This window comes from Lysinibacillus sp. FN11 (assembly GCF_024628845.1).
Lineage (GTDB): Bacteria > Bacillota > Bacilli > Bacillales_A > Planococcaceae > Lysinibacillus > Lysinibacillus capsici.
In genome coordinates this window covers 3650841-3667988 of the sequence record NZ_CP102383.1, presented here as the reverse complement: position 1 = coordinate 3667988, position 17148 = coordinate 3650841, and the positions used below count along the sequence as shown (strand labels likewise).

The window sequence follows — 17148 nt, the reverse complement described above, 5'->3', positions numbered from 1 at the left end:
AAAGAGGAGGATTCTCTAAAATGAATGTATTAGTAATCGGAAGCGGTGGTCGTGAGCATGCAATCGCTAAACAATTCAGCATTTCTCCATCAGTGAACAACGTGTTCGTAGCGCCAGGAAATGATGGGATGCGGGGCGAAGTAGAAGTTGTTGCTATTGATACAATGGATTTCGCAGGTCTCGCTCAATTTGCCAAGGAAAATGATATTGCATTAACATTTGTTGGCCCAGAACAGCCGCTTGCTGAAGGCATTGTCGATTTCTTTACAGCTAGAGGTTTACGTATATTCGGTCCTACAAAAGTTGCTGCTCAAATAGAAAGCAGTAAATCCTATGCGAAGGAAATTATGAATAAATATAATATTCCTACAGCAGCACATGAAACATTTACTGAAGCAGAAAAAGCAATAGCCTATATTAAAGAACAAGGGGCGCCTATTGTCATTAAGGCTGATGGTTTAGCGGCTGGTAAGGGCGTTGTCGTGGCAATGACAGAGGAAGAAGCAATTGAAGCAGTACAGGATATGATTGGAAACCAACGTTTTGGTGAATCCTCTTCACGTGTTGTCGTTGAGGAATTTTTAGACGGTGAAGAATTCTCCTTTATGTCTTTTGTACACAAAGGACAAATTTATCCGATGGTTATTGCACAAGATCATAAACGAGCTTATGACGGTGATAAAGGACCAAATACAGGAGGTATGGGTGCTTATTCACCAGTACCACAAATTCCACAAGAGGTAGTAGATAGTGCTTTTCAAACTATTGTAGAACCAACTGTTAAAGGGATGGAGGCAGATGGTGCTTCCTTTACAGGTATTTTATACGCAGGGTTAATTTTAACGAAGAAAGGCCCTCAGGTCATAGAGTTTAATGCTCGTTTTGGTGATCCAGAAACGCAAGTTGTATTGCCACGTATGGTTTCAGATTTTGGTGCATTTATGATGGCGTTAATGGATGAACAGCCTTTTGATTTACAATGGTCAGAAGAAGCAATGCTTGGTGTAGTCATTGCAGCAGAGGGTTACCCAGGAGACGTTGAAAAAGGTAAGGTATTACCAAATTTAGAGACACTTTCGACATCACATGCAGTTTTCCATGCAGGTACAAAATTAGTAGACGGTCAATTCGTTGGTAATGGTGGACGTGTACTGTTAGTTGGTGCAAAAGCAGCTACTTTACAAGAAGCACAGGAAAAGGTTTATGAAGGTATTGCAACGGAAACATGGGATCACTTTTTCTTCCGTAAAGATATTGGCTGGCGTACATTTAAGTAATTATTATTTTCACTAAATATTTTTTATCGTCTTTTGAAACCTCTTGTTGTTTCAAAACGTAAGAGGTAAGAGCCGTCTCAATAATAGATTGGGACGGCTCCTTTGACTAAGAAGGATTCTGAGCTTTATTCGTTGAAGAATCACTACTCTTTGAGGAATTTTGAGTTGAAGTGCTGGTGTCAGATTGTTTTGAAGCAGTAGCTTGTGAACCTGAAGAATTACCAGCTATAGCAGAGGAAAAATCCTTCATGAGCTTATCGATTTGTTCAGTAGACATAGAATTTTGCCCGCTGAACATACTTTGCATAGAGGTGTTCATGGCATTCTGCATATTGGAGCTTAAAACTGCTTTCGTTGGACAATATTTAAAAAGTCCTTCGGCCATTTTCATGGCACCTAATGCAATCATTAATCGACCTTTTGTACAATTAGGATTTCTAGAAACTTTAGCGATACCAAATGCGGTCAAACTCGTCCCCATGGCAAAACGACAAAATGCATTCTTTTCGCTTAAATTTGCTTGCTGCATCATCATACTTCCTCCTTTAGTCATTGTGGAAAAAATAAGCGAGGTGCACTTTGCTTTATGAAAGTGCTGTGTTACGATTGAAACAAGATGATTGCATAAAGCATAATTTTTTTGAAAATATGCGATTATGCAGTAGTAGTATGTGATTTCAAGTTGGATTTACACAATGAAAAATTACGTAATTTAGGAAGGAGCGAATAGCATGGATCCAGTATGGAAAATAACAAAAATACGTCAACAATTAGCAGTAATCGATGGGAAAAAGGCACCAGATATCGTGCTGAAGAATGCACGTTATTTGCATAGTATGTTAAAGCAATTCATAGTAGGAAACATTTGGATTTTGGGAGATCGCATTGTCTATGCTGGTGACAGAATGCCTCCTTTATTAGAAGGAACAGAAGTGGTGGATTGTACAGGAAAAACAATCGTACCTGGCTATATTGAGCCACATGTACACCCATTCCAGCTTTATCATCCACAGTCATTTGCAGATTTTTGTGGTCAGCTTGGGACAACAACTTTTATTTCGGATAATTTAAGCTTTGTTTTAAATTTAGAAAATAAGAAAGCGTTTTCAATTTTAGAGAGTTTGAAAAAGCTACCGTTTTCTTTTTATTGGTGGACTCGCTTTGACTCACAAACTGAATTGGAGCAAGAGGAAGAGGTTTTCTCTAATACTTCTATATTAGAGTGGTTAGAGCGAAGTGATGTCTTACTTGGTGGAGAGTTGACAGGCTGGCCTAAGCTGTTGCATGGTGACGATCAAATGCTTTATCGTATGCAAATGGCTAAGGGACTGGGAAAAAAAATTGAAGGACATTTCCCTGGAGCTTCAGAAAGAACATTGGCACGCATGAAACTGCTTGGTGCTGATGGTGATCATGAGGCAATGACAGTAGAAGAGGTAGAGCGTCGTATTATGCAGGGCTATGCTGTAACTTTACGTCATTCTTCCATTCGACCAGATTTACCACATCTACTAAAAGGAATAGTAGAAAAAGAACTTCCAATCTTTGATCATTTAATGATGACAACAGACGGTTCAACACCTTCATTCCATGAGGATGGTGTGATGGATAAATGCATTCAAGTAGCTTTAGATGCAGGGGTATCTCCTATTGATGCTTACCAAATGGCTTCCTATAATGTAGCACGTTATTACAACATGTCTAATTTACATGGTTTTATCGCAACAGGGCGTTTTGCTTCACTCAATATTTTACAAGATGAATATCATCCTGTTCCAGAAAGTGTCTTATCAAAGGGTGTCTGGTTGAAGCGTGATGGGGATCGGGTGCATAGAATGGCGACAATTGATTATTCAGCCATCCCAACGTTAGATTTAGATTTCTCATTAGATTCACAGGATTTCCAGTTTTCTATGCCGTTTGGGATTCAATTAGTTAATGATGTGATTACAAAGCCTTATAATTCTTTAATTGCTAAAGAAGGGCAATTGGGAAATCATGATGAGTGCTATTTAATGCTCATTAATCGAAAAGGCAACTGGCATGTAAATACAATGATTAAAGGATTTGCAACAGATGTCCAAGGCTTTGCATCCTCTTATTCCAACACGGGTGACATATTGTTAATTGGAAAAAATAAAGACGATATGATGAAAGCATTCGAAGAAATGAAAGCAATGAATGGGGGTATTGTTCTCGTTGAAAAAGGAGAAGTTATAGCAGATATTCCATTAACAATTGGTGGACTTTTGTATGATGGAGATTTATTCACTTTAACAGACAAAGAAAAGGCATTAAAACAAGCTTTAGCAGATAGAGGCTATCAATTAGGAGATGCCATTTATACATTATTATTTTTACAATCTACTCATTTACCATATATTCGTATAACACCACAAGGAATTTTCGATGTGATGAAGAATAAGTTATTATTACCTGCTGTTATGCGCTAATTCATAAAAGTGTTTCAGTTGTTTAAACAATTACAAATATGTGTAATTGTTCAAAGGAGAGATATGCTTGTGTTCAAATCGAAAAAATTATGGATTGCTTTTGCATTTAGTGCTTTGGTAATCGGGGGATGTTCAAAGGATACACCAAAAGTCAAAGAGGATGAAGAACCAATTGTAGAGGAAGAAGCAGTAGTGGAGGAGCCTGTGCAACAATCAGCTTTTGTTGCACCACTTACTGGGGAGGCTGTACAAGAAGAAATTACACAGCGACCAATTATCGTAACCATTAATAATCATCCAGCGGCACGTCCACAATCAGGCTTAGCTGCGGCGGATATCATTTATGAAATGCTTGCAGAAGGTAATGTGACACGCTTTTTAGCAGTATACCAAAGTGAACTGCCAGAAAATATTGGGCCGGTTCGTAGTGCACGCTCTTATTTTATCGATATGGCCAAGGGATTTGATGCCTTTTATGTAGCACATGGCTATAGTCCAGAGGCGAAAACAATGCTTGATCATCGTATCGTCGACAATATCAACGGTATGGCTTATGATGGTATTCTGTTTAAACGTTCTAACGACCGCGTTGCGCCACACAATTCCTATATTACATCAGACAACATTCTAAAAGGTGCTGAAATGGTAGGCGCTTCAATGAATTACAGTGAAAAAGTACTTCAGGCTTTTTATGAACCTGATGAACGTGGTAAAATAGGTATTGAAACAAGTCAAGTTGACATTTATTACGGAAATAATGAAGATTTCCATAACGCGTATGTGTATGATCATCAAACTAATCACTATGAACGACAATCGGCTAGCGTGGACACAAAAGATATGTTAACAGGCGAAACAGTGTCATTGGCAAATGTTCTATTTTTCGAAATGGATCACCAAACAATCGATGATATTGGTCGCCAAGCAATTGATTTAACGTCTGGTGGAAATGCGTATGTATTTCAAAATGGCTATTTGAGGGAAGTCAAATGGGCTAATGTTAATGGAATACCAATGGCTGTAGAGCAAACAGGGGATCCTGTAAAGCTTGTACCAGGAAAGTCGTGGGTTCATTTCGTACCAGCTTCGCCAGGGTTACAAGCAATGGTGAAAACGCAGCCTTAAAGGGAGGAAAATTGCATGCAAATCGAAAAAATTCGGGGGCATCAAACAGATCAATTATTTAAAGCAGTGTTAGAGTTGAAGGACATCGAGGAATGCTATAAGTTTTTTGATGATTTATGTACGATTAGTGAAATACAATCGTTGGCACAACGCTTTGAGGTTGCACATTTATTACGATTAAAGAAAACCTACGAATCCATTAAAAAGGAAACAGGGGCAAGTACTGCAACTATTTCGCGCGTGCGTCGCTGCTTCGATTATGGGAATGATACATATGATGAAATGTTAGGTCGTTTGTATCCTGATGAAAAACCATTCCAAGCACCAAAAGAATAGTCAGAAAAAAGGCTGAGTAGAAGTTCTACTCGGTCTTTTTCATTTTTTTGTCGTGAATCATAAGCTATACTTGTAAACGAATAGATAGAAAATGATAGGTGGTAAACATAGATGGATTATTTGGAATGGAGACATGTGTTCAAGCTAGATCCAGCGAAGGACATTTCCGATGAAGCATTAGAAAAAATTTGCGAGTCTGGGACAGATGTTATTTTAGTTGGGGGAACTGATAATGTAACGTTGGATGGGGTATTAGATTTACTTGTTCGAGTGCGTCGTTTTGAGGTGCCGATAGCGCTTGAAATTTCTACGATCGATGCGGTAACACCAGGTTACGACTATTATTTCATCCCAACGGTATTAAATAGTGATGATCCAAAATGGATTAAAAATTTACATCATGAGGCTATTAAAGAATACGGCGATATTATGGTATGGGATGAATTAGTAGCGGAAGGATATTGTATTTTAAATCCTGATTGTAAAGTAGCCCATGTAACGGGTGCGAAAACAGATTTAACGATTGATGATGTGGTAGCTTATGCACGCATGGCAGAGAATTTCTTTAAACTACCTGTTTTTTATTTAGAGTACAGTGGAATGTATGGCAATCTAGAGGTAGTCAGTGCTGTGAAAAACGAACTGAAGCATACCAAACTCTTTTACGGTGGTGGCATAAAATCTGCAAAGCAAGCAGAGGAAATGGCACGCGTTGCTGATACGGTAGTAGTTGGAAATATTATCTACGAAGATTTAAAAGCTGCACTTGCGACTGTTAAGGCTGTTAAAAATACGTTATAATTTTAGAACAAATGTTTGTAAGGCGGTGCGAAATGGAACAGTTAACAAAAAATTTACTAGCAGGCATGAATCCTGAACAAGAAAGAGCAGTTAAAACAACTGAAGGACCATTACTCATTATGGCAGGTGCTGGGTCAGGAAAAACGCGAGTTTTAACACATCGAATTGCTTACCTAGTTATCGAAAAGGAAGTATATCCTTCTAAAATTTTAGCGATTACATTTACAAATAAAGCAGCACGAGAAATGCGTGATCGTATTGATGGCATTCTTGGCAATGGTACTGGCGATAGTATGTGGGTATCGACTTTCCACTCCATGTGTGTAAGGATTTTACGTCGTAATATCGATCAACTAGGCATTTCTCGTAATTTCTCTATTTTAGATTCTACGGATCAGCTTTCAGTCATCAAAAATGTGATGAAGGAAGAAAATATTGACCCAAAACGTTTTGAGCCACGAGCAATTTTAAATGCTATTAGTGCGGCAAAAAACGAGTGTATAGCAGCGGATGATTACGCTGGACAAATGAATGATAAAAACCCTTATGAACAAACAGTTGCACGTGTCTATAAAGGCTATGAGAAAAGATTACGCCGCAACCAATCCCTTGATTTTGATGATTTAATAATGACGACGATTACGTTGTTTAAACGTGTACCTGAAGTGCTTGAATATTATCAAAATAAATTTCAATATATTCATGTCGATGAATATCAAGATACCAATAAATCTCAGTATTTACTTGTACAGTTACTAGCAAAGAAATTTAAAAATATCTGTGTTGTAGGTGATTCCGATCAGTCTATTTATCGTTGGCGTGGTGCAGATATTGGGAATATCCTATCCTTCGAAAAGGATTATCCTACTGCAAAGGTGATTATGCTAGAGCAAAATTATCGTTCAACTAAACGCATCCTACAAGCAGCCAATGACGTCATTCAAAATAATACAACACGTTACCCAAAAGAATTACGCACAGAAAATTCAGAAGGTGAAAAGATTGCACTATATAAAGCTTATAACGAGCAGGAGGAAGCGCAATTTGTTGTACAAACGATTCAACAGTTAATTGAAAAAGAAAATCGTTCCTTTGATGACTTTGCTATTTTATATCGTACAAACGCTCAATCTCGTGTAATGGAGGAAGTACTTGTTAAGTCCAATATGGCCTATCAAATAGTAGGCGGAACAAAGTTCTATGATCGAAAAGAGATAAAGGACTTACTAGCATATCTACGACTTATTGCTAATAATGATGATGATTTATCACTAGCACGTATTATTAATGAGCCAAAGCGCAGTATTGGTGCAACTTCCTTTGAAAAAATGGCACGTTATGCAATAGATCAGGATCGTTCGATTTTTGACGCGATGAATGATCTTGTTTTCATGGGACTATCAGGGAAAGCAGCAAATTCGGCTGAGCAATTTTATGCCATGATTAAAGGCTTTACACAAATGCAGGAATATCTGTCTGTCACTGAAATTGTGGAGCAAGTTATTGATAAATCGGGTTATCGAGCAATGTTACAAAACGAAAAAACAATTGAAGCAGAAAGCCGTTTAGAAAATATTGAAGAGTTTTTATCTGTCACAAAGGCTTTTGAAGAGCGCAGTGATGATAAAAGCTTAATTGCCTTTTTAACAGATTTAGCCCTTATAGCTGATATTGATGCACTCGACAAAGAGGATGCATCCAAAGGCAATATTATTTTAATGACGATGCATGCAGCTAAAGGCTTAGAGTTCCCAGTTGTCTTTATAATCGGTATGGAGGAAAACATCTTCCCACATTCCCGCTCACTAGACGATCAAGATGAAATGGAAGAGGAACGCCGCCTTATGTACGTAGGTGTGACCCGTGCTGAGGAACGTCTATATTTAACCTGTGCCCAAAGCCGTACGATTTTTGGTCGTTCAAGCTTTAATAATGCCTCCCGATTTTTAGGTGAAATTTCTCAAGATATTACAGAGTCAATTTCTAAGGCAGGGACAACATCAACAGTACCATTTGCTACTAACAATCGTTCAACCGGTGGCCATCAAAAACGTACACTTGGTGCTATTCAGCAAACACAACCTGCCACAGCACGTTTACAAGCAACGGGCGGAGATCAATTTGGATGGAAGGCTGGAGATAAGGCGATTCATAAAAAATGGGGAACAGGTATGGTTGTTAGTGTAAAAGGTGAAGGTGATAGTACAGAGCTCGATATCGCATTCCCACAACCAATTGGTATAAAGCGATTACTTGCTCAATTTGCACCTATTGAAAAAGCGTAAGCGGAGGAACGTAAATGAACGAAATAGAACAGCGTATAGCGGAGTTAAATAAATTATTGCATGAATATGGTTATGCCTATTATGTGTTAGATAAACCTGTCGTAGCAGATAGTGTCTATGACCAGCTATTACAGGAACTGATTGTATTAGAAGAAGCAAACCCATCCCTTATTTACCCCGATTCTCCTACGCAGCGTGTTGGTGGAGCAGTGGTAGAGGGCTTTAAAAAAGTGACGCATGATTACCCGATGCTTAGTCTTTCAAATGCTTTTAATGAAGCGGATTTACGAGAATTCGATCGTAAAGTACGTCAGGCTATCGGAGATCAATTTTCTTATGTATGTGAGCTGAAAATAGATGGTTTGGCTATTTCATTAAAATATGAAAATGGCATGTTTGTACAAGGGGCTACAAGAGGAGATGGTGTGGTAGGAGAAGATATTACCGCCAATTTAAAGACAATCCGTGCGATTCCCCTTCGTTTAAAGGAACCCATTACGATTGAAGTACGTGGTGAGGCATATATGCCGAAAAAATCTTTTGAAAACTTAAATGCCCAACGTGCTGACAATGGTGAGGAGTTGTTTGCTAATCCTCGTAATGCTGCTGCTGGCTCATTACGTCAATTAGACCCTAAAATTGCGGCCAGTCGCCAATTATCAACGTTTATCTATGCCATTGGTGGAGACGGTGAAGTATATGGTATCGACGGTCATGCAGAAATGCTTGATTATTTAGAAGGCCTAGGCTTCCCTTCAAATAAAGAACGCCAACGATGCTCTACGATTGAAGAGGTAATGGCCTTTATAGAACATTGGACAGAAAACCGTCCAAAATTAGCTTACGAGATTGACGGAATTGTTATTAAAGTTGACCGTTATGCTCAGCAAGATGAACTAGGTTATACAGCAAAGAGTCCACGCTGGGCAATTGCCTACAAATTTCCGGCAGAGGAAGTTGTTACAACGTTACTTGATATTGATTTAACAGTAGGTCGTACAGGTGTTGTTACGCCTACAGCGATTTTAACCCCCGTACAAGTAGCGGGAACGACGGTTCAACGTGCTTCTTTACACAATGAAGATTTAATTCGAGATAAGGATATTCGTCTTGGAGATACAGTTATTATTCGAAAAGCTGGTGACATTATTCCCCAAGTTGTAGGTGTGCTTATAGAACAACGTCCTGAGGATTCAGTCCCTTTTGTCATGCCAAAAAATTGCCCTGTTTGTGATAGTGAATTGATTCGTATTGAAGGCGAAGTTGCCTTGCGCTGTGTAAATCCTGCCTGCTTTGCGCAAATCGCAGAAAGCATAAAATATTTTGTTTCTCGAAACGCGATGAATATTGACGGTCTTGGGGATAAAGTAGTGGAGCAATTATTGCGTGCAGATTTAATACATGATGTTTCTGACCTGTATCATTTAACGGTGGAGCAACTTGTGGAATTGGAACGTATGGGCGAAAAATCAGCAACTAATTTAGTAAATGCTATTCAAGCATCGAAGGAAAATTCGATGGAGCGTTTGTTAATTGGACTAGGAATTCGTCATGTTGGTGAAAAAGCAGCCAAAATCGTATCAGAGGAATTTGGTTCAATGGAAGCCGTGATGGCTGCAACAGAGGAGCAGCTTGTGGCAATTTATGAAATTGGAGATAAAATGGCTTCATCGTTAGTGGAGTATTTCTCAAATGAAGATGCACGAGCAGTCATTAAACGTCTTGCTGAAGCAGGCGTGAATATGACATACAAAGGTAAAAAAGTAGAAGTGGCGATAGGTGATAGTCCTTTTGCAGGTAAAACAATTGTCTTAACTGGTAAACTTGAGCAATTGACACGCAACGAAGCAAAAGCGAAAATAGAAGAGTTAGGTGGTACAGTCACGGGTAGTGTCAGCAAAAAAACAGATCTAGTGATCGCAGGTGCGGATGCAGGCTCTAAACTAACAAAGGCTGAGCAAATGGGTATCGAAGTTTGGACTGAAGATACCTTAATTGAACAACTTAACCTCATCTAATAAGTGCATGATATCCTCTCTTTTTATGAATAGGAAGCGATATCTGGTGCACAATCGTTACATCAAGGCGTCGAGTAGTTTCGTCGACCTAAAATTGACTATTAGTAAAGGAGCACTAAATAATGAAGTCTTTTCGACTCATTCCAGCAATCGTAGCTGCTGCAATGCTAGTCGGCTGTGTGCCTTCTGACAAGAAGGAGACAGAGCTTACACAGGAAACGCAACAGAAAGAAAAAGCTGAAACAACAATTATTCCAAGCATACAAATTGATGAATCTTATTATAAGACGCTTATCCCTTATAAAGAGAGTGCAAGTAGAGGTCTAGTGGTTTCTAACATTTATACGAAATATGATATGAAGGAAGTTGAATCAGGTTTAATGCGTTTATCTCAAAATGAGTTCGACACAGAAAACTACTACTTCCAAGAAGGTCAATATTTAGCTGAAAGTACAGTAAGCTCTTGGCTTGCTCGTAGTTCACAAACAGAGGATGGATTAAATCCACCGACAACAGACACAATGACACCTGAGGAGCGAGCAACAAAGGCTCCAGTTTATTTATCCCATATTGTAGAGCAAAACTACTTAACAAAAACGAAGGATAATAAAGTGAAACTAGGTGGGATTTCAATCGGTCTTGCCTTAAATTCTATCTATTATTATCAAAAAGAACAGTATGGGGAATATTACGAGGAACCAATTTCAGAGTCTACTCTTATTGAGCAAGGCAAAAAAATGGCTGCTGAAATCGTTTCTCGTTTACGTTCACGTGAAGAGTTAAAGGATGTACCGATTGTGGTCGGTTTGTTTAAGCAGCAAGCCCGTAATCAAATTATTCCAGGGACATACTTTAGCTATGGTGTAGCAAAAGCTGGGCAGAACAGCATCGCTGATTGGGAAGGTATAGATGAAAATTACGTCTTATTCCCAACAGATGATTCACAAGATGTATACCGAGATGTCAATAATAACTTCAAGAACTTCAAACAAGATGTTGATAAATATTTTTCTAACTATACAAGTGTGATCGGTACTGGTTTCTATCGTAATAAACAAATACAAAATCTTTCGATTGAAATCCCAATCCAATTTTTCGGCAAAGCAGAGATAATAGGATTTACACAATATTTAACAGGGATTTTAATCAATCAATTTGATAATATTCATGTGGAAGTGAGTGTTACTTCAGTGAATGGTCCTGAGGCATTAATCATCAAAAAGGCCAATGACAAGGACCCTTACGTGCATATCTATGATTAATATAGTCAGCCTTTGAGCTGACTATATTTTTTATGGTAATGGATTGAAATAGAGGAACACAACAGGATGATAGAGACAACACTTTGTTATAGTAGTGAAAGTTTCTATATTTTTAGTGAAAGTTGTGATTTTTAAAATGAAAAATGTTATGATTATTGGCATGGTTAACTTTATTCAACCCTATTGTTATCAATAAAAACAATGAATTGAACAAGTATTCGGAGGTGTGAAAAATGGCTAAATTAACAAAAGAAGAAGTAAAGCACGTGGCAAATTTAGCACGTCTTGCAATTACAGAAGAAGAAGCAGAGAAATTTGCTGAACAGCTTGGCAAAATTACAGACTTTGCGGAGCAGTTAAATGAACTGGATACAACAAATGTTGAACCAACAACGCACGTTTTACCATTAGTGAACGTAATGCGTGAAGATGTAGCAGTAAAAGGTTTAGACCGAGAAGTAATGATGTTAAACGTAAAAGAACAAGAAGATGGTCAAGTAAAAGTACCAGCTATCATGTAATACTAAAACATAGGAGGATTCCTCATGACGCTATTTGAACGTTCAGCTAAGGAGTTACAAGCAGAAATTAAAGCGGGTAACCTATCAATCGCTGATTTAACGAAAGAAGCATACGAGCGTATTGCAAAGCTTGATGGCGATGTACAAGCATTCCTTGCTTCAAACGAAGAAAAAGCAACTGCTCAAGCTGCTGAAATGGATAAAGTACCATTTGAAAAGCGTGGACCATTATTCGGTCTACCGATCGGTGTGAAAGACAACATCGTAACAGAAGGCTTAGAAACAACATGTGCCTCTAAAATTCTAGAAGGCTTTATGCCAATCTATGATGCAACTGTTGTCAACAAGCTACGTGAAGCTGGCATGATTACAGTTGGTAAATTAAACATGGATGAATTTGCAATGGGTTCTTCAAACGAAAACTCATACTATAAAACAACAAAAAATCCATGGAACTTAAACCACGTACCAGGAGGTTCTTCAGGTGCATCTGCAGCAGCTGTAGCAGCTGGTGAAGTACCATTCTCTCTTGGATCAGATACAGGTGGTTCAATCCGTCAACCTGCAGCTTACTGTGGTGTTGTAGGGATGAAACCTACATATGGTCGTGTATCTCGTTTTGGTCTCGTTGCATTCGCATCTTCTCTAGATCAAATTGGACCAATTACACGCAATGTTGAAGATAATGCGCTATTACTAGAAGCTATCGCTGGATTAGATCCAAATGATTCGACTTCTGCGAATGTTGAGGTGCCAAATTACGCTTCAGCTCTTACTGGTGATGTTAAGGGCTTACGTATTGCTGTGCCAAAAGAATTCCTTGGTGAAGGCGTTGGTGAAGCAGCTCGTCAATCAGTGCTTGCAGCATTAGAGGTATTAAAAGGCTTAGGCGCTACTGTAGAAGAGGTATCGCTTCCTCACTCGAAATATGCACTAGCTGCGTACTATATCCTTTCTTCTTCTGAAGCGTCTTCTAACCTATCTCGTTTCGATGGTATCCGCTATGGTTTCCGTGCAGAAAACGTGACAAATTTAATGGACCTTTATAAAGAAACACGTGCTCAAGGCTTTGGTGATGAAGTAAAACGACGTATCATGTTAGGTACTTACTCACTAAGTGCAGGTACGTATGATGCGTACTACAAAAAAGCACAACAAGCACGTACACTGATCAAAGCAGACTACGATAAAGTATTTGAAGACTTTGATGTTATCATTGGACCAACAGCTCCAACACCAGCATTCAAGATTGGTGAAAATGTTGATGATCCAATGACAATGTATGCAAACGATATTTTAACAATCCCGATGAACTTAGCAGGTGTACCAGCAATTTCAATTCCTTGTGGCTTTGAAAACGGTCTACCACTAGGTTTACAAATAATTGGTAAATATTTCGATGAAGCAACTATTTACCGTGTGGCTCATGCTTTTGAACAAGCTACTGAGTTCCATAAAGAAGTTCCTCAAATGTGGGAGGGAAAATAACATGAACTTTGAAACAGTCATTGGTTTAGAAGTACACGTTGAGTTGAAGACAAACTCAAAAATCTTCTCACCAGCACCAGCTCACTTTGGTGCTGAACCAAATACAAATACAACAGTAATCGATTTAGGCTATCCTGGGGTCCTACCAGTCCTGAACAAAAATGTAGTAGATTTCGCTATGCGTGCAGCACTGGCACTCAATATGGAAATCGAGCAAGAAACAAAGTTTGACCGTAAAAACTACTTCTATCCAGATAATCCGAAAGCTTATCAAATTTCACAATTCGATAAACCAATCGGTAAAAACGGCTGGATCGATATTGAAGTAGACGGCTATACAAAACGTATCGGTATCACGCGTCTTCATATGGAAGAAGACGCTGGTAAACTTTCACATGCTGGTGACCATTCACTAGTTGACTTTAACCGTCAAGGAACACCGCTTGTTGAAATCGTTTCTGAGCCAGATATTCGTACACCAAACGAAGCATATGCATATCTTGAAAAATTAAAATCGATTATTCAATATACTGACGTATCTGATTGTAAGATGGAAGAAGGCTCACTACGTTGTGATGCCAATATTTCTCTTCGCCCTTATGGTCAAGAAGAATTTGGTACAAAAACAGAGCTTAAAAACCTGAACTCCTTCAACTATGTTCGTCGTGGTTTAGAGCATGAAGAATTACGTCAAGCAGATGTATTATTATCTGGTGGCGTGATTGAGCAAGAAACACGTCGTTTTGATGAAAAAACAGGTAAAACAATTTTAATGCGTGTTAAAGAGGGAACAGATGACTACCGTTACTTCCCAGAGCCAGACTTAGTTCGTCTTTCAATTGATGATGCATGGTTAGAGCGTGTGAAATCTGAAATTCCAGAGCTTCCAGATGCTCGTAAAAAACGCTATGTTGAAGAACTAGGCTTAACACCTTATGATGCTGGAGTTCTTGTTATCTCTAAAGAGATCTCAGACTTCTTTGAGGCAATGGTAGCAAAGGGGGCAGATGCTAAGCTTTCTGCTAACTGGTTAATGGGTGATGTTTCTGCTTATTTAAACGCAGAGCAAAAAGATCTAAAAGATACTGCATTAACACCAGAAAACCTTGCTGAAATGGTGAAATTAATCACGGACGGTACAATTTCTTCTAAGATCGGTAAAAAAGTATTTGCTGAATTAGTAGAAAATGGCGGCTCTGCGCAGGATATTGTGAAAGCAAAAGGCTTAGTGCAAATTTCTGATGAAGGTGCATTACTAGCAATCGTAACAGAAGTTTTAGATAACAATGCTCAATCTATCGAGGACTTCAAAAATGGTAAAGACCGTGCGATTGGCTTCTTAGTTGGTCAAATTATGAAGGCAACAAAAGGTCAAGCTAACCCACCAATGGTTAATAAATTATTACAACAAGAAATTGCCAAACGATAATACTCGTTGTAACATAATAGCCGAGAGAGCTTCATTGCTCCCTCGGCTATTAATTTTCAAAAATGTAACAAATTTGCATTTTACGAAACTTAATAGTTGTTTAAAAAGAGTATTCATAGCAAAATATAGAATAGACAATAATAAGGGGGACGAGCCAATGAAAACAGAACAACAGTATTTTAATGAAGCTATATCAATACAACAATATATGGAGAACATGACGACGTTAAAAGAAGAAAGCTTTCGTATTTATGATGGCTTTGAAGTACCAACAAACGATGGTTTTATCGGGTTATTAAAAGAAAAACAACCTAAAATTTTAACAATTACAGAGGATTGGTGCGGAGACGCAATGTTAAATAATCCAATTATTCGTCGTATTGCTGAAGCAGCAGGATTAGATATGCGTACCGTTTTCCGTGATGCTGATACAGAGCTAATTGATCGTTATTTAACAAACGGTGGCCGTGCAATTCCGATTTATCTATTGTTAGATGATGCAGGAGATGTGATTGGAAAATGGGGACCACGTGCACCAGAATTACAAGAGTTCGTCGTAACGAAACGAGCAAGCTTACCAGATAAAGAAGATCCAACCTTTGAAGAGGCACAAAAGACTCTTTATGCAGAAATTCGTGAGGAAAATATCTCCAATCAAACATATTGGACATATGTTTATGAGGACTTTAAGAAGCAAGTAACAGAAGCATTACAAAAATAACAAGAGTATTGCAACATTTCAACCTATAAATCGTTGAATGAAGTAGAATCTTATGAAGCAGGAAGGTATGTTATGAAACGAGCAAGAATCATTTATAATCCTACATCTGGACGCGAAGTGTTTAAGAAACATCTACCAGAGGTGTTGGAAAAACTAGAGGTAGCAGGCTATGAGACATCCTGTCACGCAACAACATGTGAAGGTGATGCAACGCTTGCAGCAAAAAATGCGGTAGAACGCGGTTTTGATATCATCATCGCAGTTGGTGGAGATGGCACATTAAATGAAGTTGTTTCAGGTGTAAGTCCATTTGAAAACCGTCCGAAAGTTGGTCTAATTCCAATGGGCACTACAAATGATTTTGCCCGTGCCGTGCATATCCCTCGAAATATTGAAGAGGCAGTAGACATTATTATTCAAGGTGACACATTACCAGTGGATGTTGGTCTCTTAAATGGGGAACGCTATTTCATCAATATTGCTGCTGGCGGACGTATTACAGAGCTAACTTACGAAGTACCAAGCAAAATGAAAACAATGCTTGGTCAGTTAGCCTATTATGTAAAGGCAGTTGAGATGATTCCATCCATCAAAGCCTCACATATGCGCATTGAATATGATGGCGAAGTATTTGATGGCGACGCTATGATGTTCCTATGTGGGTTAACGAATTCAGTAGGCGGCTTTGAAAAACTAGCTCCTGATGCAAGCATTAATGATGGTTACTTTACTTTAATAGTGCTAAAGAAGGTAAGTCTTCCTGAATTTATTCAACTAGCTGCTATGGCATTAAGAGGCGAACATTTAAATGATGATCGTGTCATCTACAAAAAAGCTAGCGTTGTCAAAGTTACTACAGAAAATGAGGTCCACCTTAATCTCGATGGCGAATATGGCGGAGACGCTCCCGCTACATTTGAAAACCTAAAGCGTCACATCGAAATCTTTGTTCCACTCGCAGATATTCGAGAGGAAGACCGTATTTAATGAACCCGAAAAGCTCATCCGATTTTATTGAGGATGAGCTTTATTTTGTATTTCTATATGATTGGTTGCTTGAAGTTAGGTGACGTCACTCGAAAAGATGTCTAGTTAGAACACTTCAAAAGGTGAGGACTCCTCTAGAGAAGGCGATTGAAGTGCTCATAAAGGTGAGAAAGCCGCTCCAAATGAAGTGAAAAGTGATCAAAAAGATGAGGAAGCCGCTCCAAATGAAGTGAAAAGTGATCAAAAAGATGAGGAAGCCGCTCCAAAGGAAGTAAAAAGCGCTCTAAAAGGTAAGGATACCACTCCAAATCCTCTTAACGAAAATTCCATCACTAGAATAAAACTGGCTAAATTCCATAAAATAAGCTTTAGAAGTAAGATTGTGAATGAAATTAGAAAAATGTTTGGCAAATGTGCGTATATTACTTGAACAAAATTTGAAACC

The 17148-nt window shown here is 38.6% G+C and carries 15 protein-coding genes; 14 read left to right on the top strand and 1 reads right to left on the bottom strand.

The features are described 5' to 3' along the window. Positions 1-20: 20 nt before the first annotated feature. Positions 21-1277 carry a phosphoribosylamine--glycine ligase gene (purD, locus tag NP781_RS19420; protein WP_221682778.1) on the top strand — a complete coding sequence of 419 codons (1257 nt, stop codon included), beginning with the start codon at positions 21-23 and terminating at the stop codon, positions 1275-1277. A gap of 106 nt (positions 1278-1383) precedes the next feature. Here the strand turns inward: purD and NP781_RS19415 are convergent, their stop codons facing one another. After that, on the bottom strand, positions 1384-1809 hold the full coding sequence (locus NP781_RS19415; protein WP_255601702.1) for a YgaP-like transmembrane domain: 426 nt from the start codon (positions 1807-1809) through the stop codon (positions 1384-1386). A gap of 199 nt (positions 1810-2008) precedes the next feature. Here NP781_RS19415 and NP781_RS19410 point away from each other — a divergent pair, with 199 nt between their 5' ends. The 13 genes from NP781_RS19410 (at position 2009) to NP781_RS19350 (ending at position 17133) form a co-directional block, all read left to right on the top strand. Then, positions 2009-3730 (top strand): adenine deaminase C-terminal domain-containing protein, encoded by a 1722-nt coding sequence (locus NP781_RS19410; protein ID WP_221682780.1) that lies wholly within the window; start codon positions 2009-2011, stop codon positions 3728-3730. 69 nt (positions 3731-3799) lie between these two features. After that, positions 3800-4855, top strand: coding sequence for a DUF3048 domain-containing protein (locus NP781_RS19405; RefSeq protein ID WP_221682781.1), 1056 nt, complete (start codon positions 3800-3802; stop codon positions 4853-4855). Between the two features lie 15 nt (positions 4856-4870). After that, positions 4871-5191, top strand: a complete 321-nt coding sequence (locus NP781_RS19400) for a YerC/YecD family TrpR-related protein (RefSeq protein WP_004225717.1) — start codon at positions 4871-4873, stop codon at positions 5189-5191. Positions 5192-5302: 111 nt separating this feature from the next. Then, positions 5303-5992: a heptaprenylglyceryl phosphate synthase gene (locus tag NP781_RS19395; protein ID WP_221682782.1), complete on the top strand. Its 690-nt coding sequence runs from the start codon at positions 5303-5305 to the stop codon at positions 5990-5992. 32 nt (positions 5993-6024) lie between these two features. Further along, positions 6025-8277: a DNA helicase PcrA gene (gene pcrA, locus NP781_RS19390; protein ID WP_221682783.1), complete on the top strand. Its 2253-nt coding sequence runs from the start codon at positions 6025-6027 to the stop codon at positions 8275-8277. Between the two features lie 14 nt (positions 8278-8291). Beyond that, on the top strand, positions 8292-10295 hold the full coding sequence (gene ligA, locus NP781_RS19385; RefSeq protein WP_257520625.1) for an NAD-dependent DNA ligase LigA: 2004 nt from the start codon (positions 8292-8294) through the stop codon (positions 10293-10295). Between the two features lie 122 nt (positions 10296-10417). Next, positions 10418-11557, top strand: a complete 1140-nt coding sequence (locus tag NP781_RS19380; RefSeq protein ID WP_004225709.1) for a CamS family sex pheromone protein — start codon at positions 10418-10420, stop codon at positions 11555-11557. 233 nt (positions 11558-11790) lie between these two features. After that, complete coding sequence (gene gatC / locus NP781_RS19375) at positions 11791-12078, top strand: Asp-tRNA(Asn)/Glu-tRNA(Gln) amidotransferase subunit GatC (protein ID WP_004225708.1); 288 nt, start codon at positions 11791-11793, stop codon at positions 12076-12078. Between the two features lie 24 nt (positions 12079-12102). Next, positions 12103-13566: an Asp-tRNA(Asn)/Glu-tRNA(Gln) amidotransferase subunit GatA gene (gene gatA / locus NP781_RS19370; RefSeq protein ID WP_221682784.1), complete on the top strand. Its 1464-nt coding sequence runs from the start codon at positions 12103-12105 to the stop codon at positions 13564-13566. A gap of 1 nt (position 13567) precedes the next feature. Beyond that, entirely contained in the window at positions 13568-14995 is a 1428-nt protein-coding gene (gene gatB, locus NP781_RS19365; RefSeq protein WP_009374262.1) for an Asp-tRNA(Asn)/Glu-tRNA(Gln) amidotransferase subunit GatB, read from the top strand. Positions 14996-15152: 157 nt separating this feature from the next. Then, positions 15153-15716, top strand: a complete 564-nt coding sequence (locus tag NP781_RS19360; RefSeq protein WP_004225703.1) for a thioredoxin family protein — start codon at positions 15153-15155, stop codon at positions 15714-15716. A gap of 72 nt (positions 15717-15788) precedes the next feature. Continuing rightward, positions 15789-16703 (top strand): diacylglycerol kinase, encoded by a 915-nt coding sequence (locus NP781_RS19355; RefSeq protein ID WP_004225701.1) that lies wholly within the window; start codon positions 15789-15791, stop codon positions 16701-16703. Positions 16704-16890: 187 nt separating this feature from the next. Continuing rightward, on the top strand, positions 16891-17133 hold the full coding sequence (locus NP781_RS19350; protein ID WP_221682786.1) for a hypothetical protein: 243 nt from the start codon (positions 16891-16893) through the stop codon (positions 17131-17133). Positions 17134-17148 lie beyond the last annotated feature (15 nt).